We start from the raw sequence: 22,272 nt of genomic DNA, 5'->3' as shown, positions 1-22,272 counted from the left end.
CCCACCAGCTTCACGTTCGCGCGGGACGGTGGGCACGCTGCGCTTTGCCCACCCTACGGGTCCCGTAGGCGTCGACAGCGGAGAGAAAATGCGGCCATCCCTGTAGGGAGGGATGGCCGCCAGTGATCAGCTCGGGAGGAGTTTCATGTCGAGCTGATAGACTTGGCGCGCCTATTTTTGGCGCGACTATTTGATGTAGCCGGCGCGCTTCATCTCGCGTTCGGTGGCCGATTGCGCCGCGCTGAGTGCCGCATCCACCGTCATCGAGCCGGCGAGTGCGGCCGAGAACTGCTGCCCCACCGCGGTGCCGATGCCCTGGAATTCAGGAATCGCGGCGTATTGTACGCCGACGTAAGGCACCGGCTTGACCGTCGGCTTGTTCGGATCGGCGGCATCGATCGAGGCCAGGGTCAGCTTGGCGAACGGCGCGACCTTCAGATACTCCTCGTTCTTGTACAGCGAGGTGCGGGTGCCCGGCGGCACGTTGGCCCAGCCGTCCTTCGAGGCGACGAGCTTGAGGTAGTCCTTGCTGGTCGCCCAGGCGATGAACTTCTCGGCCGCCTCGACCTTCTGCGAGCCGGCGGGGACCGCGAGGCTCCACGCCCACAGCCAGTTGGCGTTCTTGCCGAGCCCGGTGTTGGGCGCCAGCGCGAAGCCGACCTTGTCGGCGACTTTCGACTCCTTCGGATTGGTCACGAACGACGCCGCCACCGTCGCATCGATCCACATCGCGCATTTGCCGGAATTGAACAGCGCGAGATTCTCGTTGAAGCCGTTCGAGCTGGCGCCGGGAGGTCCCGCCTCCTTCATCAGATCGACGTAGGTCGTCAGCGTCTTCTTCCATTCCGGCGTGTTGAACTGCGGCTGCCACTTCTCGTCGAACCAGCGCGCGCCGAACGAATTCGACATCGCGGTCAGGAACGCCATGTTCTCGCCCCAGCCGGCCTTGCCGCGCAGGCAGATGCCGAACGTGCCGGCCTGCTTGTCGGTGAGCTTCTTGGCGGCGTCGATGACGAAGTCCCAGGTCGGGCTCTCCGGCATCTTCAGCCCGGCCTTGTCGAACAAATCGGTGCGGTACATCACCATCGAGCTCTCGCCGTAGAACGGCGCGGCGTAGAGCTTGCCGTCGACCGACACCGCATCCTTGATCTTCGGCAGGATATCGCCTGCGTCATAGTCGGCGCCGAGCTTGTCGAGCGGCACCAGCCAGCCCTTCTTGGCCCAGATCGGCACCTCGTAGGTGCCGATGGTGAGGACGTCGAACTGGCCACCCTTGGTGGCGATGTCGGTGGTGACGCGCTGGCGCAGCACGTTCTCTTCCAGGGTCACCCACTTCACGGAGATGTCGGGATTGGCTTTGGTGAATTCGCTGGTGAGGCCCTGCATCCGGATCATGTCACCGTTGTTGACGGTGGCGATGGTCAGGCTCGTCTCCGCCATCGCGGGCGCGTTGGTCAGCAGCGCGGCGGCACCCATCAGGGCGGCAAGCATGCTCGTCCGAGTGAAGATGATCTTCACGGTCTCCTCCCATTCCCGCGGTTCTTGAATATATGCTCACGGGCTGGGCTTATGTTCACAACACTGATCGGGCTTTGTCAAGCATGCGCCGGCGCCCACAGGTTGTGCGGCGCGACAGGAATCAGTCCTGTGATTGAATAGTGAGGAGCAGCGCCGCAGGCGTTTACGCCAGGATGGCGCGCGCCGTGGCCTCGTCCGTGATCAGGCCGTTGATCAGCCGGCCGGTCAGCGCCGCACGGATAGCCGGGATCTTCGCCGGCCCCAGCGCCGCGGCAATGGTCATGGCGCGGGCCGGCACGTCGGGCGGAATGCTGGTGAGCCTGCGATTGGTGCCGCCTTCGATCACCTTGCCGCTGGCGTCATAGGCCCAGCCGGTGATCTCGCCGATGGCCCCTAACCGCATCATCTCGGTGAGCTCGTCGCGGGTGACGAAGCCGTCGACATGCATCTGCGCCTTCTGGTCCATCTGGCCGATGCCGATCAGCTTGAGATCGGCCTTGTCGGCAACGCCCTTGACCTTGGCGATGGCATCGAGCCGCACCATGCGGTCGCGCTCGTCTTCGCTGCCCATCAGGAACGGCAGCGGCATCGGATAATGCCGCGCGCCGGTGCGGTCGGCGAGCCGGCCCACAGTGTCGAAGAAGCTGGCGGAGCCGTCCGCGAGGATGTTTCCGACCAGCGAGACGATCTGGTGCTCGGGACGGTCGACAGGCGACACGCGCTCGACCGCGGCCCGCACCGCCCGCCCCGTTCCGAGCGCGATGATGACGGGGGTCTCGGCCCGCAACGTCGTCTCCAGCAGGTTGGCGCAGCGCTCGGCGATCCCGGCAGACCCCGTGGGCGCGGCCGGATCGGTCGGCACCACCTCGCAATGCACCAGCGCGAAGCGCTCTTTCAGCTGCGCGGCGAGCGCCATGCAGGAGGCGATCGGGTGCTCGAGCCGGAACGTGATCAGCCGCTCGGCGAGGCACAGCGAGACCAGCCGCTGCGCCGAGGCGCGCGACACCTGCAGCATCCGGGCGATCTCGTCCTGGGTGTGGCCGGCGATGAAATACAGCCAGCCGGCACGGGCGGCGTCGTCGAGCCGTGATTTGTCGCTGTCGCCCGCCATGACGCCGGATTGATCTCCTTCGAACACCCTCGTCCTCACCCGAGCACGGGCTCGGCGCGGACCGGTCCGCACTATGCCATGGCCGCCACGGCGCCGGGAACCGACCCGCGCAGCCATCCCCAAGGGGCGGACGAGACGGCTCGCGCGAACCAGATCATATGCTCCACCCATGGGCAATAGCCCAACGGCGCCGGGTCGCGGCGCGGCGACGGGCGCAACAGCCCCCGGAACCCCGCCGATCGCACGGCGGCTGCGCGTCCATGAGGGATGCGGCGCCTCGGGCGGGCGCTTAGCTCGATCCCATGGCTCTCCCCTCGATCGTCCGCCCCCGCCGCGCTGCCCCAGTGCTCGTCTGCCGCAAATGCCTCAAGCGCAGCGATGACCCCAAAGCCTTCAGGAAGGCGATCAAGCACGCGCTGAGACCCGAGGACGACCGGGGCAGCGGCCCGCGCGAGAAGCCCGCACGCATCGTCATGACGAGCTGCTTCGGCCTCTGCCCGAAGCGGGCGGTCGTCGTCACCGGCGGCGTCCGCGCCCAGCGCGGCGAGTACGTGCTCGTCTCCGACACCCAGGACATCCCGGGCGCCTTGGCGCTGCTGCGCGATGATCAGAACAAATCGTCCTGAAAATCGCCGTCGTCCTCCCGGGCCAGGCATGCGACCGTCCGCTCGGCGATGTTGCGCATCAACCCGATCTGATTGAGATCATGGCCGTCGAGCACCGCGCGCGCGACGACCGCGAGATCGGCCCAGGCGGACCATTCGTCGCGCGGACCTTCGCGCATCCACAGCGCCGTCAGCACGAACAGCTCGGCCCAGCGCGCACGCTGCGCGCCGATCGCGCCGTCGTTCTGCAGCAGCTTGGCGGGGAGCTTTTCGCGGGCGCGGCGGCCGGCGCTCTTCACCTTCTCCTCCAGCGCGGCATCGTCCTCGAACCAGGAATCCTCGACACCGTCGAGTTCGGGGATGTCGCCGCTGTCGGCCAGGGCCATCGTGACCTCTTCGGGAACGCGCAGATCGTCCGGCAGATCGGCGATCAGCTCGTTCAGGAGCTCGCGATGGGCGATCGGAGCCGGCTGCCAGTCGGCGCCGCCGATGGTCTCAGCGACCTGCAACAGCCCCGCCGGCGGCACCTCACCGCGTCTGACAGTGAGCCCGAGATGATGACCGATCATGCGGTCGATAAACGCACGGCTGACGTCCAGCAGCCGCCCCTGCGCGGCCAGACCGGCCAGGATCTCCTTGACCGCCTGGAGCGGCTGCGGCTGGCTGGCCATCGCCTCGGAGATTCCATCGCGAGTGAAGATCGTCGCGATCCGCTGCGTCTTGCGGTCGACCGGCGACACCGCCACCAACAGCTGCGTGCCGGAGCCGTCGGTCGCACTGGATCTGAGCTTGTCGACCGTCCCCTTCGCCCAGGGCGCGCAGGCTACGCCGGCCGCCCGGGCCTTCTGGATGATCGCGTCGACCCCGGCGCGCTCGCGTTCCGGCCGCCAGTTGCGTATCGCGATCACCCGCCGGAGGTCGACGGGCGACAGCCGCGCAGCCTGCTCCACCAGCGCCGCTGCCGTGGCGTTGCGCACCGCCGCGCTGCCGTTCTGCAGGAACAGCACCGCGGCTGCACGCGCATCCGGCTGCTCGTTCTGCGCCAGATGGATGGCCAGCGCGATCTTGGCATCGTCGGGCATCAGATGCGCGCCCTCGGCGAAGGCGGACACCATCTGGAACGGATCGCCGTCGCAGGCCTCGAGAATGTCTTCGAGCACCGAGACGATGTCATCCGGCAGCACGTCGTCTTCATCCTCGTTGCCGAGCTCGACCGAAGCGGCGGTGAGCTCGGGAGACGCGGCGATCCCGGCCTGCTGCAGTGCGCCACCGAGATAAGCGAGCAAGGTGCCGTCGATTTCCCCGGCCTCGGCCTGCGCCGCCAGGTCGGACTGGAAGCGCGCGATCAGCTCGGCGGCATCCTTGGCGCCGCGCTTCTCCCGCTCGTTCAGGCTCGCGAGCAGCATCTGCAGCAGAAACAGATAGCCGATGCCGAGCGCTTCGTCGTCCCCGGCCGGCGGCATGTTGCGGCGGACACCCTCGGCCGCCGCGAAGATCTCGGTGGGATGGGTCAGCAGAAAGCGCTCGAGCTCCGGCGTCGGCTGAGGCAGCCGTCCCTTGGCAAGCCTCACCGCCAGCTTTTTGGCATGGTCGTCGAGACCGGCGGGCTTCGCGCCTGATTTGGCCATCGGAAATCTCCTTGCTCGGCCCATTTACCGCGAAAGGCCGCCGTTCATAAGCAGCGCCCTACGCAATCCACCGTGAAGATGCGGCGGCCGGTCGGCTGCACGGAGCGGGCCGCTCAGATGTGACCGGAGCCGGCCGATGGTGAACGAATCCTTGCCCGTGTCGTTCGAATGCCGTCAGCGGTCTTGACGCTTGCTTCGCAGACCCCGGGCTTAGCTGACGTGTCACGTCACCAGCAAGCGCCCCATGAGCCCCACCGCCACCATCGCAGTCTCCGGCATGAATGCGGCATCGCGCCGGCTCGAGGTCTCCGCCTCGAACGTTGCCAATGCCAGGAGCACGGGCGCGCTGCCCAATGCCGACGGCACGCTGCCGGCAGGTGCCCCGAAGGCCTATCAGCCGCTCGACCTGGTGCAGACCGACGCCGCAGGCGGCGGCACCCAGACGACCATCACCCGCTCAAGCTCCGGAACATCGGCGAGCTACGATCCCACCGCGCCGTTCGCCAACAAGGACGGCCTCGTCGCGTCGCCCAATGTCGATCTCGCGCAGGAGATGATCAGCCAGCTCGTCGCCAAATACAGCTTCGCCGCCAACGCGCGCGTGCTGAAGGTGAGCGACGAGATGAGCCGCACCGTGATCGACATGAAGGTGTAGACGTCGTCCCCGCCGGGCGAGTGGGCCACGGCAGAACGTCACATCATCCGTCAACCCGGCTCCGGCGCATCCTCGCGGCTGGCGGCATGCAGTTCGGCGGGCGCGAGAAAGCTCGCAAAGACGTAGCCGTCGAGCAGACCGTCGCCTTCCAGATCCACCCGGACCCATGACGGATCCTGGCTGTCGCTCTCGACCACGGTCAATTCGGTGCCGGCAGCAAGCGTCTTTTCGGATGCGAAATTCGTTCCCGGCCCGCCCCGCAGCTTGAGGCCGCCGCGCGCCACCACCACGTAGCGTCCGGCCGCAACCGCCCTGCCGACCTCGACGCTGCGCGACAATTCCACGAAATCGAAAATCCGCTCGCCATAGAACTTTTCGCCGTCGAAAAATCCCTGCTTCAATCCCTTGGCGGCGTTGTAGCCGCCGGTGTTGTAGGCGATCGCGACCCTCGCGAACTCGATGTCGGTGAGACTGGTCCGGGACTCGAAGCCGAGCTTCTTCAGCCCGCGCCGCAACTCACCGAGGCATTGCGCGAGGGTGTTGGAGAAAGTCTCGTAGCGCCGCTGGAGAAAGTAGTCGGGGTCGTCCTTGAAGAACTGCAGGTCGCGCTGGAACACCCCAAAACCGTGGCAGAACTTCTTCGGGTTGGCGACCGCGTCCCGGTAGCCGGGAATGAAGGCCGCCATGTCCTCCAGCGCCTTGCGGGCGATGTCGAACATCGCCTGCCCGTTCGGCTCGGCGACCAGGGCGTCCTTGTTGCGCGGGAAGGCCTGCCGGCCTTTGCCCGGCCCCTTGAAGTCGATCGTGTCGCCGACGCACAGCGCCAGGACGCGATCGAGCGGAAGCTCCTTCTTGCGGAGCACGGCCCAGATGTAGCCCGTCTCCTGACAGGCGATGGCGACGATCATGTCGAGATCGAACGGCGTTCCCGGAAGGGCCGCCTCGACCTGGGTGCGAAACTGCCGCTTGAACCATCCGATATCGTCGGCTGTCACCATGAAAACGCTCCGTCGCAACGTACGATGAAAAATGGCCTTGCTAGTCCGCTCAACTCATGCCGCCCGGCTCTGCCGCATCTTCACTGTTCGGCCCTGAGGCCACCGGCGCCAGGAAGGCCGCGAACACGTAGCCGTCGAGCAGGCCATCGCCCTGCACGTCGACGCGGACCCATGCGGGGTCCACGCTGGACCTCTCGACGACCTCGAGTTCGGTCCCGGCATGCAGCGTGATCTCGGAGCCGAAATTCGTGCCCGGGCCGCCGCGCAGCTTCAAGCCGTTGCGCGCGATCACGGCGTAACGGCCTCGCGCAGCGGCGGCGCCAGCGGCAGCAGGCGCGATCGTCGGCGGCGCTGGCGTCGCCCAACCCGCGGCCGCGGCGTCCCGCAGCCATTGCGGCGCGGTCGCGGACCGGCCGCCCGCGCCCCATGTCAGCTCCGCATGGTCGCTCACGGAGGTGCCGAATCCGACGTGGATGGTCCGGTTTCCCATGTAGCCGACGCCGGCGCCGATTCCGTTCGCGCCCGCCGCGGCAGCCGCGGTCACGAAACGGAGGATGCCGGGCGGGGCCGATTGATCCGTGAAGGTCAGCGTCGTGCCGCCGACGACGCATTGCAGGTCCGCCGCGCGCCCGCGATCATGACGCGTCGACCCGGTACGGCGCGTGCCTTCGCCGAGCGCATCCTGCCCGCCCGATGTGATCCGGATCGTATCGATCGCTGCCGCCTCGGCCGCGGCTTCGAGCACGCGCTTCAACTCGTCCGAGATCGGCTTGTTACGAACAGCGTCCGCTGGCGGCCCGGTAAAAGTGGTCATGCACTGACCTCACCATGGTCACACGTCGAGTCCTGCCTGAAACAGCCAGGCCGAATTCGCCGTCACCATTTTCAAATGGATCGTGTAGTTAGCGATTGGAAGCGCGTGAACCCGACAAACGTCTCACAACTCAAACGCGATGTCCACTTGGCGTTGTGCTGCAACGCAAGGGCGCGCGCCCGTCCGCCGCGATGGTCGCGGGGCGCGCCTCAGCGCCCGAGCACGGCAACCAGCCAATGCAGCAAGCTGACGCCGCCGATCGGCGCGACCACGAGCAGGATCATGTTGAAGCCGAGCAGCACCAGCAGCAGCTTCTCGCCTCGCGGCGACAGCCGCCGCTTCGGCGGCTCCGGCTTGGGATCATCAGGCCAATGGGCGGGTGCATCGATGAACATCCGCGGTCTCCTTGTCTGCTCATGGCACCAGGCTAGCTGCGCCGGATGGTCCGCTCCACCGCGCGAGCCTGGACCGTGCGCGCGACGATGGAGAGGGTCGTGGGCGCATGATCCAGCAGAGCCGCTGGAGATCAAGAGCGGTGCGACCGCGCAATCGCGCCATGCCGTGATACGGCCCGATCCGCCCCCGTGAGGAGATGTCGCCTATGCGCTCTTCGCGACCGCGCTTTGCCCCGTCCGCTCGCCGGTCACCACGCCGGCCGGCTCCGGGCTCAGCCAGCGATAGACGAAGCCGCCGGCCGCGCCGCCGAGCAGCGGCGCCACCCAGAACAGCCAGAGCTGCGCCAGCGCCCAGCCGCCGACGAACAGCGCCGGCCCGGTGCTGCGCGCCGGGTTCACCGAGGTGTTGGTGACGTGGATGCTGATGAGATGAATGAGCGTCAGCGCCAGCCCGATCGCGAGCGGAGCAAAGCCGGCCGGCGCCCTGCCATGGGTCGATCCCATGATGACGAACAGGAACATCATCGTCAGCACGAACTCGCTGAGCAGGCAGGCCCCGAGCCCATACTTGCCGGGCGAATGCTCCGCATAGCCATTGGCGGCAAAGCCGCCGGCCATGCTGAAGTCCGGCGCGCCGCTGGCGATCGCATACAGCACGGCCGCGCCGACGATGGCGCCGACCACCTGCGCGATGATGTAGGGCACGATCAGGCTGGTCGGAAACCGCCCGCCGCACGCCAGCCCCACCGTGACAGCCGGATTGAGATGACAGCCCGAGATGTGCCCGATCGCATAGGCCATCGTCACCACGGTAAGCCCGAACGCCAGCGCCACGCCGAGCATCCCGATCCCGACATCCGGCACCCCGGCCGCGATCACCGCACTGCCGCAACCGCCGAACGTCAGCCAGAACGTCCCGATCGCCTCCGCCACGAGCTTGTTGTTGTTGCCGTTCATCATCGCCTCCCTGGATGCGTGTGATTGGCTGGAGCCTGCCTCTCCCGTCAATGGAGAAGATGATCACTTCGGCAACTTGGAGTCAAAGGTGGATTCGTGACTAGCGTGGGATGCCTGCAACTTCGAGTCCGCAATCGTCAGCGTAGTTCGTAGGGCGGATGAGCGCAGCGCAATCCGCCAGCTTACGCTGCTTGCCAACAACCGTCGGCGCTCATTCCTGGAGGAAGCTCGTTCCTGCCGTGAACCAGCTTGATCCGCTAGTGGTTGCCCATCGAGCTTGCGGTCGACGGTCCAAAGCCGACATCGAATGATCCCGCATGGCGGATTACGCTCCGCTAACTAATCCGCCCTACGTGCTGTCGCGCTCAATTGACTGTAGTGGCGTCCCATGCTCACCCTCGATATATGTACGGGGTGCTGCACTTCAAACTAGAATCCGCCGTCTAACCCCAACACGCTGCTCTGTTCGAGAACTAGTCGTCCCAATCGCCCCCGGGCCGTCTCCGCTTTCGGCCTACCTGTGCGACCACCTATCGGAGCAGAACGCAGCTTGATGTTCGCGATGGTGGATTTTGTCGCTTGCCAGGGTCGTGAAACCGATACAAACTAATCAAAAAACGTCAAGATTTTTAAAGAGCGTTCTCATGGATGGAGCCGCCGATGCGATGGCTTACATATGCTTTGGCAATCGTGTTCTCCTCACTATCTACGTTCGCATGTGCGCAAAATAGTACGTTAATCCAAGAACAAGGTCCGCAGTGGGAACTGGGCAAGGGCATAATAACAGCGACAGGGGAAGAAGGTGCACCCTGTCTAAACTTAGCTGGCGCCACTATGCCGCCAGAGGTGCGCGGAGCGCGTCAAGACACGCTGATTACTTACTCGGCTTCAGTTAATCAAGTTCGGAAACTTCAAGAAATTAGTGGATATGCCGCTTACTTTGGATTCGGAAGTAAGCTCTCGATATCTGCATCCGAATTTTTGGACAATTCGCTGAATACCGACATTTCGCAGTTGTTCATGGACGTTCGAGTTACAGGAATAAAGCGCAAGATCGATTTAACGAAAGTATCCCTTACGTCTGCGGCTGAAAAACTTATCGAGATTGACCCAACTGGAAGTCTATTTACTAAAGCTTGTGGTGACGCATTTATACATGAAATTGAGGATGGAGCGGGGCTTCAAGCTGTAGTGAAGCATAAAGCGATATCCAACGAAGTCGCAGAAAACGTGCGGCTGGAAGCGAGTGCCGCCTATCAAGGAGCGGAGGCGGATGCAAAAAAATTGCGCGAAATGTTGGATAAGAAACTCTTTAGTGAGCTCGACATAACCACGCAACAAATAGGGCTCGCGACAGTTCCCTTGCCGCCGTTCCAAGACCCTCTTGCGCTGATAGATCATGCTCGAAGGTTCTCGAGGATGCTGCTTTGCGGGGGACTAGGAACGCTGCCGGAACCGGCCACTAGTGTACCTGGTGGACCCTGCACCGATAAAGACAAGCCAAGCGACATTCAAGCTCGTCCATTTAGGGCATATTGGCTATCGTTCTCGCAATTGCCACAAGCAATAATCTTATTCCAGAAATATAAGCGCGACAAGTTGCTTAATTTTGATCCGGGATTAGATAATTTAGAGCTTATTGTCAGTACGTATGAGAAAGCGCGCAGCAATTTTGACGTTATTACGTCGGCGATCTCAAATCCTGAGCTTTTTGAAGGCGCAGACATCAATAAGCCAGCTGTTTTAAAAGCATACAATGATCGCATCGCAGGTCGCGTATCAGTACTGCAGTCATTGGCGAAGAATTGCGTGAAATCCATTAAAGCCGCCACTGGATGTCCTCTTCTGGCAGACGCCACGATAGAAAAACTTCCGGCGATACGGATGCTTCAGAAATGTGCAATTTCTGCCGACGAAGCGACCAACGACGGTTGTAAGGCTCGTGCGAGAATAAATGGGCAATGCGTTTGCACAAAGTGCGAATTCGTGACCCGCAGAATAACGGTTCCTGGCGATCTGTTCACTCGGCAATGTTCGGGGATGCCTCGCAACGCTAACGTTCTCACCATATATTCTGGAACTGTCGGAGTTCGGGTAGGTGGGAACGGTTGGTTCACTGTTAAGCCTGGACAAAACGGCCCCGTTCAAGGCGGAGCCGCGCAAGGACCGACTCCATTTGATTATCAGGAGGCAGGTGCTGTGCCCAGCACTGGCCCTGACGCTGGGGTCATAAGGCCGCAAATCGACCTCAAATTTTGCCAGGTCGGCGGCCCCGGCGACGGAGACGATGGATGCTTTTTAGAACCAAAAGAACCGCCGAAACCGATGATCTCAGTATTTATGCCGCAGCAATTGGATGCCCTAGAGACAAAAGCGTTGGTTCGTTCGCTAGTAGCTCCACAGTGAGTTAGCGGTGCACGATCAAAACCAACCTGTCGTCGCAAGGCCTCATTGCCTGCGCTTTAACTTAGCGAAAAAAGGTCGGTAGCGATGTGGATCTACTCTCAGGCTCTCGGCACGATCTACAGGCAGTCCGTTGTCGGAGATAAGCCGACCGCGATGGAGGCTGGATATGCGGGAGGCGGAGCCGGACTCAACAATCCTGATATGCAGTGTCTAGAAGACACCGGACCAATTCCGCGTGGCGACTACGTAATCGGCGCACCTGTAGTTGGACCTACTGATTATGCACTTCCGCTCATTCCAAAGCCAGGTACCGATGTGTGCAATCCGCCAAGGAAAAATTTCTATATTCATGGCGATTATAAGCGCACTGAGCCTCCGAGGCGGACCGGTGCCGCGTCTCACGGCTGCATCGTCATGTCGCGTGCTACCCGCCAAAACATCTGGGAAAGTGGCGACACCGATTTAAGGGTTGTGGATTACTCCGTCTAATGCTTGTCCTGCACCTTTGACCTGTTTGGCGATCCTAAGGACCGCCTTCGGTCGACAGTTCGCGTTGGCATCCAGGCGGAAACCGGACGCTCGGCCGCAGGGGGACTGCACACGCATCCCCGCATCCCGACACCGCCGATAATGAACTTGGCGGAGCACCGCCGAGCCCGGCGGCAAGGCGATCCCGAACCTCAAAGATGTCGAGCACTACGGTGACAGTGCATTAAACCTCTGGGACCTGCCCGCTGTCGCTATCAAGTCCACTCGCGCCATGCCCCCGCGGAGTTCTGTGCACTGTTACCGTCCCCCCTGGTAATACCCCCGTGTCATTAGGCGGATGCTCCCGCTACGGGTTTGGGTTTGCTCAAAACTTGGCTGAACCACAGCACTGCCGCCTCGCCTTCCTTGCGGGTGATCTCATCCACGCTGCGGCTGTGGCGCAGTGAGTTGCGAAGCTCCGCGAGCTGATTGAATTTGCCCGTCACCACGTCCTTGTTGGCAAAGCGCGCTTCAAAGCGGGGCCAGAGCGCCTTCCCCGTCATCACTTCCTGCACGTCGCGCAGGTCGAAATATTCAAGCCTTCGCTCAAGCGGCCTGAACTGCTCCGGATCGAGCGCCGCGTTCTTCTTGAGCGCCTGCCCGATCCTCTCATCCACTTTCTGCGCAAGGCCGGGCGGCAGCAGCCTAGCATCGCCCGCAAGCGCTGCGACCACTTCGGCCCGCAGGCCCAGCTCGATCTGCTCGATCTGCTCATCCGTCTCGCGTAGCTGAACCGGCAGGTCAATGCGTCCCTTGATCAGGAGGTTCTCGATCGCTTCCTGAATCGTCTTCTGCCGCTCGGCGATGAAGGCTTCGAAGTCCTCCGGACCGAACGGATCGCGCAGCAGGGTGGCGAAGGCCTTTGCTGAAATGAAATGCGTCTCCAGAATCGCCCGCACCGTCGGCTCGCCGTTCTCCCGGATCAGCACCGGCAGGTATTTGTTCGGCAAATCCTCGTTGATGACGCGCCGGTTCGTATCGGCGGTGAGCGGCGTGCGGTTGAGGATCGAATGAATGAGCCCGCCCTTGATGTTTTTCGCGCCCCAGGACGCCGGCACAATGTGATGGTCGTCGAGATCGCCGTATTGCGGCACGCTGCCCTTCATCCAGTCGCGCGCCCCCTGCAGCACCAACAGGTTGAAGATGCCGTTATAGACCGACGTACCGCGCTTGGTTTCACCGCGCAGGTCAAGCGTGCGGAAGCGGGACGCAAAATCCGCGATCAGCGCCGGTTCTGCCGCGTCGTCCTCGATCCACGCCTTCATATCCAGGAAATCGCGCGCGCTCGTGGATTCGACCGAGCCCGAATAGCGGTTGATGAAGACCGAGGCCCAGTACCAGTGCCGAATCTTCCGCTGCGCTGTCAGCTGCCGGTGCGCAGGCACCGCATCGACATGCGCCTGAAGCGCCGCGAACACGGGAAGGATGGAGACATAGGGCAGATAGTTGGACGAGATCGCCCCGAACTCCTGCGGATGCCGCAGGACGGTGATGGCCTTTTCAAGTGCGGCGACGGAAGCGGTCCACCGCGTCCGGAACTCGTCAATGTTCGCAACCAGGATTTCCTTGCGCCGCGTGCCATCCGGATCGCGCACCGGCTTCTCCTGTCCGGGCAGCAGGAAATACAGGTATTTTGGCGAGCAGTAGCTCTGCCGCAGGATGGACATCACCTGTAGGATGTAGACGTTCATCTTCTCGGTATCCACGAACTCAAGCCGCGGCGCCGCCTCGCGCCACAGATGCTTGAGCGGCAGCCCCTTGGGCTTGAGGAGCGCGTTGATCAGGTCGAAAACATCGAGCCGGACGCCCTTGCTGTTGATTTGCGTGAAGATGTCACAGACCTTGTCCACCTCAAGGTCGCGGTCAAGCTCGATATAGGAAATCTGGTACTGCTCGGTGATCCCCTTCAGGTGCTCGCCGAATTCCCGTGCGTTCACCCCGTGTGCTTTCGCGGCCTGCGCGTCGTCCGCCTTGCCGGCGGCTCTCGCCTGCTCGGCCTTGTCCTTCCAGTACTGCTCGTAGCCCTGCATCCAGTTCGGCAGGTCCCAGCTACCTGCGCCCATCACCGAAAGCGGGAAGATATGATCGGCGAACTGCGCCTCACGGTTCTTGAGCAGTTTCGACCAACGCTTGGAGAGCGAGTCATAGCCGAAGGCTTCGTCGAACATCTCCTCCGCGAACTTGTCTATGTGGATGAAGTAGACGAAGCGGTTGGCGCGGTTGGGCAGCGGCCTGTCCGGGGACAAAAAGGCATAGTGCATCGCGGTCAGCCGCTGCTGACCGTCAAGGACGATGTACTCCGGGCTACCGCTGCCGCTGTAGCCGTAGATCTTCTCGCAGGAGAGCGCGTCGAAATTCTTCTTCGTCCCTTTCCACAGCAGCAGGCTGCCGATGTAGTAATCAAGGAAGATCGAGCGCATCAGATCCCGGATATCCCAGGGGCGCCATTCGAACTCACGCTGAAAATCCGGGATCACGTAACGGCCTTCCCGGAGCCGACCTATCAGCGTGTTAAGGCTGATGTGATCAGGCTTTTGCGCGTCCTTCATGATCAAGTCTCCAATTTCATGCTCAGCAATGGCCTCGCCCGGCCGGCGGTTTAACGATATATCCGTCAAAGAACGCGAAATCCCCGATGTGCCCAGGGAAGACCTCCACTTTAGCGGGAACAATTCGCCCGGCTAAAGTGGATTTTTGTCTTCGTTCGGTCGCAGCCCCCTGCGAAGCAGCTTATTCTGAATACCAGAAAATTTATTGACACGGTCCCCAAATCAGTGGTTTTATTCCCGCCATCCCGCCTGCACTAAGAGGGGCGTATCGCGATCGTCACGGGACGTTGCGGCGGGGAGCGGTGGCCGCGGGGCGACGCAGCATTTCTTTTGGGGTGCGGACGAACGTCGTGCCGCGGACGGTCAAGCCGTGTGGTCCCGACACCCCGATGCCGGTGTCTTGGTTGGCGACGATGCCGATGACGGGGGCAAACAAGCCCGGTCCCCAGGGAGAGCACGGAGCAGCCGTTCAAACCATTGCGCAGGGAAGGCCGGGTTGTTTCCGGCTGAGCCTGTGGTTCCTGCCCCGTGCACTTCTTTCGCACGGGGGCCATGGGTGCCAGTCGGCACTCGGCCTTCCCTGCGCCCTCTCAATTGAAGAGGACGCCAACTGCAGCAGAGCTCGGGCCGGTCCGGCCGCGAGGTTGCGGCGGCATGGGCGCGAGCTACGGCTGCCACGCGCGGCGGGCTGTTTGACAGGGTTGATTGGGATCAGAGAGCGCGGCTCAAGCGAGACTTGCCAAATAAGACTTGGGGGGCTCAAACGCCCGGCTTCGCCAAGAGGCTTCGCCGGGCACGCTTCGCCCTACGGGCTACGGCGCGGCTGCGCCACGCGTAGCCCGTAGGGCGAAGCGTGGTGCCCAGGGGCGGAATCACTTGCTCTCTCATATGATTGAAATAATTAGAATTTTCGTCGCATACCTATGCCAGCGTACCCGCCAGTGTACCCAGCGCCCCGCTCGCCCTGCGCCGGAAAGATCGGGATCTCGGCCTGCATGATTGGGCTTCTTACAAGAGCTCGTCTTGCGGTCCTGACGGTTGCGTGAGAGACTCCCTCCGGATCCGCGGCGGGCGGATGTCAGAAGCTCAATTCGGCATATCGGAGGGCTTTGAGTTCACCCCAACAATGTCAGGCCCAACACCTGTAATCAGCACCAGACCCGGCTGGGCTTGGCGCAAGTCTGCGACCAACGTTGGGGAAACCATGCTCCGCCAGACGTAAATGCGCCGCAGCATGGGAAGGGCCGCGAGCTTCCTCACTCCCAAGTCGCCCACTCGCGTGTTCACGACGTTTAGACTAACCAGTGCCCGCAATGATGTCAGATGCGCAGCACCGTCATCGCCGATAGCATTAGATTCGAGCCTCAGCTGCGTAAGGTTCCCGAAATCTCCGAGCCTGCTCAAGTTCTCGTCGGTCACGCCAGCACTACGAAGATTCAGGCTGCGGGTCTGTATCGCGATTTTGGCCAATGCAGACCAAGCTGCCTCGGATAGCGGTCCGCGACCGGTGAAGTCGACCGCGAGCAATTCGCTAGTCAACGATACTCTTCTGACAACGAAGCCCTGCTCAAAAAGCTGCGTAACCGCCTCAGGATCCGCCTTGGCAACGACCGGAAGCGGTTCGGATGCAGGACCCGGCTGGTCTGGAGCGCCACTTTCGCCCAATAAGCGTACGAGCATGCCGCTTTGCTCCTCCGACAAATGCAAAGCTGCGACAGGCTCGGGCATCAACGCACCCGCCTCGATCCAAAGTCGAATCGCCGATATCTGTGAAGAGCTAAGGGGGCGGCGCCCACTCCTCGGCATGAACTTCGGATCCTCTGGAGCCAGCGAAATGCGACGAAGGAGTTCGCTTGCGAGCGGCTGCCCCGCAACTACGGACGGCCCACCCCGTCCGCCCTGCATCAGTGCCTCGAGATTCGTGACAGATAGCCCCCCACGCCGATTGTCCTCGTTATGACAGGAACCACACCGCTGCTCGAGGGCGGGCTTGATCACATCCAGAAAGAGATCTGCTTCCCGCAGACCGGCCGGCTTGGGCCGAAGAGCAGGACCTGGCAGCTCCGCCGAATAAACAAGTGCCCCAAGAAGAGCGACACAGAATGGGCTCGCCAGAAGAAAATACCCGACGGCCACGGATGGAACGCCCGGAAGCATTCGACCGACCGTTCCGTCTCTTGCCACTAGATGATGCTTAAGAGCGCCGGCGACGTGTATTGCAACGAGTCCAATCATGAGCCACGTCATCAACGCGTGAGCATCACTAAGGCCTACAGAAAGATTGTCTCGCCTCTCATCAGACAACAGCGAAATAAGCGGAAACTGAGGCAAGGACATGAAGCCTAGAAGCTGAACCGAGCCCATGGATCGCATCGAAGCGATGGCCCAGCCAGAAAGGGGCAGCACCAAAAGCAGGACATAGAAGCAAGCGTGCACCGACCCAGCCAGCACCTGCTCGATTGGTTTGAGAGGATTGTCTCGAGCTGGCGGTCTTTTCCACACTCTCCAAAGCACACGCGCGAGTGTGAGCGCCAGTATCAGGATTCCGATCGTTTTGTGGACTTTCAGAAAGCCAGAACTGACAAAGCGCTCCTCGCCCTCCAAACGCCAACCCAGGAAGATCTGGACCGACAATATGGCGGCAATCCCCCAGTGCAGTAAGACGGCGACCGTGGAATATCTATCGCGCGGGCCCGACGATACGCGTGCCGACGGAGCATTGCAGACCGGGACGCTGGATTCTCGCACCATAAACAGCCGCTTTTTCTCGACCACTCGACGTCTCAGCTCCTTGAGACGAATCCGCCAGTCACTGGGCTAGGCAATCACTTCCTTGACTACCTGCCCGGACACATCCGTTAGTCGAAAATCCCGCCCCTGATATGTATGAACGAGCTTCTTGTGATCTATACCCATCAAATACAGCATCGTCGCGTGTAAATCATGAACGCTAACCGGATCTTTGACTACATTGTAGCTAAATTCATCTGTCTGCCCATGGTGATAGCCAGCCTTAACACCACCCCCGGCAAGCCAGAACGTGAAGCACGCACCATGGTGATCTCGACCCGTCTTGTCGTTGATGCCATCACCTTGGCCATATGCGGTCCGCCCGAACTCACCACCGAAAATGACGAGCGTGTCTTCCAGCAAGCCACGTTGTTTCAGGTCGCTTACCAGTGCGGCAACCGGTTGGTCGACTGCTTGGCAATCGATCGGATGATTCTGGAATATGCCACGATGATGGTCCCACCCCACATGAATCAGTTCGACGAACTTTACGCCGCGCTCGAGCAGGCGCCGTGTTAGCAGCGCATTCCGCGCGAACGTGGGCTTGTGCACGCGGGGGCCGTACATCGAAAGCACATATTCCGGCTCGCCCGAGATATCCGCCACCTCCGGCACCGATTGCTGCATCCGATACGACATTTCGTACTGACTGATCTTCGCCATGATCTCCGGATCGCCGGTCTGATCGTATTGTTCGCGAGCAAGCTCGTTGATCACATCGACCTGTTCTCGCCGCCGCTCTCTGCTCACCCCTCGAGGACTATCAACATATAAAACGGGTTGCGCCGCGGGACGAAATTCCACACCTTGGTAGTCCGATGGCAGAAAGCCCGCCCCCCACATTGCCGGATTCACCGTCGTGGTGTTCGTCCCCTGGCTCTTCAGAACTACATAGGCAGGCAGATTCGCATTGTCCGTTCCCAGTGCGTAGTGCACCCAAGCCCCCGCCGACGGTCGGCCGGCCAGTTGAAACCCGGTTTGCAGGAACAACGCCGCCGGATCGTGATTGACGTGCGGAGTGTACATCGAGTGAATGAAGGTGAGATCATCCGAGATTGCCGCCATGTTTCGCACGATATCGGACGCCCACGTTCCGCTTTGGCCGTATCTCTTGTAGGGCCAGAGCGGCTTTAGGAGAGGAAAGAACGTCTGACCATTGCTCATCGCCGATATCCGCTGCCCGTTGTCCTTGACAGATGGCGGGATCTGTTCTCCATGACGCTTGATCAGCTCGGGCTTGAAGTCGAACGTATCCACTTGGCTCATGGCCCCAACCATGTGGATAAATACGACCCGCTTTGCTCTTGGTGAGAACTGACCTGTTCCCAAAGTGCCGAGATCTGCCATATGAGGATTACCGCCAACTTGCGTTGACGGCCCTGAAGCGCTCAATGCGCCTCCCCACAGGCAGTCGGCAAGCGCAACAGCGCCGAGCCCCACGCCCGAACGCAAGATTGCCCTCCGGGTTGCATTTGCACCAAGGCGCATCGCCTCGCTATTCAGCTTGCTCACGCGTCTATCTCCGAATTAGCGTAAAGAATAGGCGTCGGGTGTATTCATGATCGCCGCGGTGACCAGCGTCATTGCGGCAAGCGTAGCGGGATTGGCGCCGAGATCTGAAGCCGGGTTGCCCACACTCAGGATCGCCGCAGCGTCTTGCGGTGACGCACTCAACCCTTCAACTTGCGAAGCTCTGTATTTGCGAAGCGTCTCGAGTTCCTGGTTCGACGGATGCCGACGGGTGACGAGACGGAACACAGTGACAATTTGCTGGTCGCCGTCCGATGAGCTTCGGATCCCACGCTCCGCCAACTTCCGGTACGCCTCCACAAATTGTGGGTCGTTCAGCAGCACCAGAGCCTGTAAGGGCGTATTTGACAGAGACCGCGATACTGAGGATACGTTTCTGTCCGCGAGGTCGAACACCGACATGGCAGGTGGTGGAGAATTTCGCTTGATGAAAGTGTACATCGACCGTCGATGCAGCTCATCCGCCGGAATCAGTGACCGGTCTGGGTAGACTTGGTTCGCTGCTCCCGTCATAAACCAGAGACCGCCTGGTTGGTAAGGGAACACGCTGTCGCCGCCGACTCGGTCAACCAGGAGGCCCGAGGCTGCTAGCGCATTGTCGCGAATGGCTTCAGCTGATAGGCGATATCGCGGTCCACGTGCCAGGTAGACATTCCGCGGATCCTTTTTGCTAGTTTCCGCCGTCATCACCGAAGACTGTCGATACGTCGCCGACATAACGATCAGCCTATGAATATGCTTGATGTCCCAACCAGAGCGCACGAGTTCAGTCGCAAGATAGTCAAGCAGCTCTGGATTGCTGGGATTCGATCCCTGAGTACCATAGTCTTCGACGGTTTCGACAATTCCGGTCCCGAAATGGTCTCGCCAAATGCGGTTGACGTACACACGGGCCGTGAGCGGATTTTGCGGATCAAATAGCCACTCCGCCAAACCTAAACGATTTCGGGGTAATTCACTCTTCCAGGGGAAGATGCGGCCAAGCGCCTGAACTGGCACCTGCTGAAGACGACGATCGAAGCTACCGCGCTCGAGCAAATAGGTTGGTCGCTCTTTCGGGCGATCCATCAGCACGTCGATCTGTGGCACCTTCGTATATTCGGTCTGCTCTGCGAGCACCGCCTCCCTGAGGTTCGCGCGAGCAATCTTGACTTTGACATCGCGCTCCGCAAGCGCATCCGACAACTGGCCTTGGACGGTTTCGTGCGGCAATCCTATTACAGACGACGGGTCGTGGAGATATGAAACTTCAACAGGCGTCAATGCCCGAGTAAAGACGCGCAACTCGTCGATAGAACCTCCATTGAATTCCGGCGCTCCGAACGTTCGTCCGAAGGACAAACCCATGAACCACCCATAAATCCCTTTCCTTGGATTCGGAAGGATCGAACGGGTTAGCCGGTCATGAAGGACCTCTGTCCGAACCTTCTCGCCATCAACATAAAGATGCACCCCAGCAGCGCTGCTACTTCCATCATACGTCGCTGTGACATGAGTCCACTGCCCCGTCGGCAGCGGAGATGTCATCGCAACTTCGATCATGTCGTACGGGGCCGTGTGCCGGAGATTGAAGCTCAGCACATTCTCGTCCAGCCTCAGCTCATAGCCACCACTTCGTATATCGGAATTGTAGAGCACGGGCACTTCCGAGTATGTCTTGTCTGCCCTCAACTTCAGCCAAACATCGAGAGTAAAGGGATCTGTTCGCTCGAACTGTCCAACCTTCTTGTTGGCGAAAGCGATGGTATCGTCGATCATGATCGCCTTCCCTTTGCCGGGCGGGCCATCGACGACGTGAGCGCCATTGATTGCCCCAGGCGCACTCGGATCGACCCCATCTGCCGAATAAGCTAGCTTCTGTTCATCCAGGCCGATCAGGAGGGCCTTCTGCATAACCTCAGGCGGCCGATTGCCGTTGGCCGCTTTGACAGCGGCAGCGTCGAGCTCTTCTGCTGCCCGGCCTCCGCCGTGATCCTGACCGGGAGCCACCCCGAAAACCGGACTGTTTGGAATCCTCGCGGGGTACTTCCCAATGGTTAGCGGCTCAAATGAGGCTTTGTAGCTATTTTCAAACGGGTAGTAGGCCTGCTGGGCTTCCGTGACGAGAGATTGGATCAGCTCTCCCGTGTCGCCCACCTCGCGCGGCGCGGTTGACTCGGCGCTGGCCTTGGCGGCAGCGAAAATTGCCTTGAACTCCTCAAAACGACGCTCGACCTCATTATGCAAGATCGCAAGTTGTGCTGACTGTTGTGGGCTCGGCCAGGCCAGAGTCGGCCCCCACCCAGCATAGTCAGCAATACCACGCTCATCTACCGAGTTGAAGAACCCCATAAGTGAGTAGTATTCGGCCTGCGATATCTCGTCATACTTGTGATCGTGACACTTTGCGCAGCCGACGGTCAAGCCTAGGACTGCCTTCCCAATTAGATCAGTTCGCTCGCTGGCATATTCGACGCGATATTCCTCATCGGTAATGCCCAGCTCGGCACTCTTCTTTCCAGCTCTGGCAAACGCGGTCGCAAGCACTTGCTCGGGTGTGGCGTTTGGCAGTTTGTCGCCCGCAATCTGCCAAGTTACAAACTTGTCATACGGCATATTCCTATCAAAGGCGCTGATCACCCAGTCGCGATAGGGGTACTGAAACCGTCCAAGCGCATCAATCGTGAAGCCGTCACTATCAGCATAGCGCGCGACATCGAGCCAGATATTCGCCTGCCGCTCCGCATAAGCTCGGGAGCCCAAAAGCCGTTCGACGACCTTCTCGTAGGCGTTGGCATCGTTATCTGCAAGAAATGAGTCAACTTCCTGCAACGTTGGCGGCAATCCTGTCAGATCCATCGCAACGCGATTGATCAGGGTCTCCTTGTCCGCTTCAGCCGATGGCACCAGATTGTGCTGTGCCAGTTTACCGTACACGTATCGATCAATCTCATTATTTGCCCGGGTGTCCCACGGCGTCCGAGGCAGAACGCTCTTGCTCGGTGGAATAAAGGCCCAATGCCGCTCGTAGCGGGCTCCTTGTTGGACCCATCGCTCCAAGAGCGCAACTTCACGCTTCGACACCGACAAGTGAGTATCCGGGGGCGGCATTCGCTCGTCGGGATCGGATGCCGCCAGGCGCCGAAGCAGCTCGCTGTTTCTGGGTTTCCCTGGAACGATCGGATATGCCCCGTGATGTTTCGGCAACTCGGCATAGGCCGATTCCGGTACATCTAGGCGCAAGCCCGCCTTGCGGGCAGCAGCATCCGGGCCATGGCAACGGAAGCAATTCTGCGAGAGGATCGGCCGAACGTCCGTGTTGTAACTGATGACGTCAGGCAACTCTTCGCCGTACACCGCCGGCCACCCGCCACCTTGAAGCCGGAAGCCAAACACAGTCGCAGAAGCGGCGACCCCGACCAGTCCGCTGCCGATCAGCGCTTTCAAGACAAACGATCCTCTACCCGAAAGGCGAAGGGATCGAGCGATATCTCCCACTACCGCCATCATGCACCTTTCCGCTCTACCGTGCTCACGTTTGACGGTCTTATTCCGGACAGCTGGCGTCCAGATTTTGCAGCTCGGTGACCGTTAGCTTCGCACTTCCAGACCTCGGACGAGCGGAGGCCGAGGGAACGACCGCGCTGTTCACCGAGATCAAGTGTCGGAGCGACCGAACAAGCGCTGGCGCTCCCGTACTCATCCACCAAGACGCTCCAGCTATCGCCAACGTGCGCTCCAACGCACAGCCGGACATGACGACGAAGACTTAGCGAGCAAGGGCCTCGGCGTTCGATCGGCGAAAGCCG

General features: G+C 61.1%; 15 protein-coding genes. 4 read left to right on the top strand and 11 right to left on the bottom strand.

Annotated elements, in window-relative coordinates; genetic code table 11:
* Positions 1–186 precede the first annotated feature (186 nt).
* Complete coding sequence (locus S58_RS04870; RefSeq protein WP_042338768.1) at positions 187–1,491, bottom strand: ABC transporter substrate-binding protein; 1,305 nt, start codon at positions 1,489–1,491, stop codon at positions 187–189.
* A 190-nt stretch (positions 1,492–1,681) separates the two neighbouring features.
* Entirely contained in the window at positions 1,682–2,629 is a 948-nt protein-coding gene (locus S58_RS04865) for a sugar-binding transcriptional regulator (protein WP_015664129.1), read from the bottom strand.
* A gap of 302 nt (positions 2,630–2,931) precedes the next feature.
* Here S58_RS04865 and S58_RS04860 point away from each other — a divergent pair, with 302 nt between their 5' ends.
* A complete protein-coding gene (locus S58_RS04860; protein ID WP_015664128.1) occupies positions 2,932–3,255 on the top strand; it encodes a hypothetical protein in 324 nt (107 codons plus the stop codon).
* Here S58_RS04860 and S58_RS04855 read toward each other — a convergent pair.
* Positions 3,237–4,862 carry a hypothetical protein gene (locus S58_RS04855; protein ID WP_015664127.1) on the bottom strand — a complete coding sequence of 542 codons (1,626 nt, stop codon included), beginning with the start codon at positions 4,860–4,862 and terminating at the stop codon, positions 3,237–3,239. The genes S58_RS04860 and S58_RS04855 overlap by 19 nt on opposite strands.
* A 244-nt stretch (positions 4,863–5,106) precedes the next feature.
* Between S58_RS04855 and S58_RS04850 the strand changes: the two genes are divergently transcribed.
* Positions 5,107–5,517, top strand: coding sequence for a flagellar basal body rod protein FlgC (locus tag S58_RS04850; RefSeq protein WP_015664126.1), 411 nt, complete (start codon positions 5,107–5,109; stop codon positions 5,515–5,517).
* 50 nt (positions 5,518–5,567) lie between these two features.
* Here the strand turns inward: S58_RS04850 and S58_RS04845 are convergent, their stop codons facing one another.
* The 4 genes from S58_RS04845 to aqpZ form a co-directional block, all read right to left on the bottom strand.
* Entirely contained in the window at positions 5,568–6,515 is a 948-nt protein-coding gene (locus S58_RS04845; protein ID WP_015664125.1) for an SH3 domain-containing protein, read from the bottom strand.
* Between the two features lie 49 nt (positions 6,516–6,564).
* Complete coding sequence (locus S58_RS04840) at positions 6,565–7,329, bottom strand: SH3 domain-containing protein (protein WP_015664124.1); 765 nt, start codon at positions 7,327–7,329, stop codon at positions 6,565–6,567.
* A gap of 209 nt (positions 7,330–7,538) precedes the next feature.
* Positions 7,539–7,724, bottom strand: coding sequence for a hypothetical protein (locus S58_RS04835; RefSeq protein WP_015664123.1), 186 nt, complete (start codon positions 7,722–7,724; stop codon positions 7,539–7,541).
* 204 nt (positions 7,725–7,928) lie between these two features.
* Positions 7,929–8,681, bottom strand: coding sequence for an aquaporin Z (aqpZ, locus tag S58_RS04830; protein WP_015664122.1), 753 nt, complete (start codon positions 8,679–8,681; stop codon positions 7,929–7,931).
* A gap of 660 nt (positions 8,682–9,341) precedes the next feature.
* On the opposite strand from aqpZ, the gene S58_RS37250 reads away from it, so the two are divergent.
* Both S58_RS37250 and S58_RS39450 read left to right on the top strand, forming a co-directional pair.
* Positions 9,342–11,087, top strand: a complete 1,746-nt coding sequence (locus S58_RS37250; protein ID WP_015664121.1) for a hypothetical protein — start codon at positions 9,342–9,344, stop codon at positions 11,085–11,087.
* Positions 11,088–11,171: 84 nt separating this feature from the next.
* On the top strand, positions 11,172–11,576 hold the full coding sequence (locus S58_RS39450; protein ID WP_015664120.1) for a tlde1 domain-containing protein: 405 nt from the start codon (positions 11,172–11,174) through the stop codon (positions 11,574–11,576).
* A gap of 329 nt (positions 11,577–11,905) precedes the next feature.
* Here S58_RS39450 and S58_RS04820 read toward each other — a convergent pair whose 3' ends face one another.
* From S58_RS04820 to S58_RS35745, 4 genes are all read right to left on the bottom strand, one after another.
* On the bottom strand, positions 11,906–14,164 hold the full coding sequence (locus S58_RS04820) for a GmrSD restriction endonuclease domain-containing protein (protein WP_015664119.1): 2,259 nt from the start codon (positions 14,162–14,164) through the stop codon (positions 11,906–11,908).
* A gap of 1,086 nt (positions 14,165–15,250) precedes the next feature.
* On the bottom strand, positions 15,251–16,939 hold the full coding sequence (locus tag S58_RS04815; protein ID WP_042338763.1) for a cytochrome b/b6 domain-containing protein: 1,689 nt from the start codon (positions 16,937–16,939) through the stop codon (positions 15,251–15,253).
* Between the two features lie 42 nt (positions 16,940–16,981).
* The gene (locus S58_RS04810) at positions 16,982–18,466 is read right to left on the bottom strand and encodes a DUF1501 domain-containing protein (protein ID WP_015664116.1); all 1,485 of its coding nucleotides are present in this window, start codon (positions 18,464–18,466) and stop codon (positions 16,982–16,984) included.
* 15 nt (positions 18,467–18,481) lie between these two features.
* Positions 18,482–21,910 (bottom strand): DUF1553 domain-containing protein, encoded by a 3,429-nt coding sequence (locus S58_RS35745; RefSeq protein ID WP_015664115.1) that lies wholly within the window; start codon positions 21,908–21,910, stop codon positions 18,482–18,484.
* Positions 21,911–22,272: the final 362 nt, after the last annotated feature.

Origin of the sequence: Bradyrhizobium oligotrophicum S58 (assembly GCF_000344805.1) — a bacterium.
In the GTDB taxonomy this organism is placed as follows: Bacteria; Pseudomonadota; Alphaproteobacteria; order Rhizobiales; family Xanthobacteraceae; genus Bradyrhizobium; species Bradyrhizobium oligotrophicum.
Note: the sequence above shows the minus strand (reverse complement) of the source record. Positions and strands in the feature narration are given on the sequence as shown.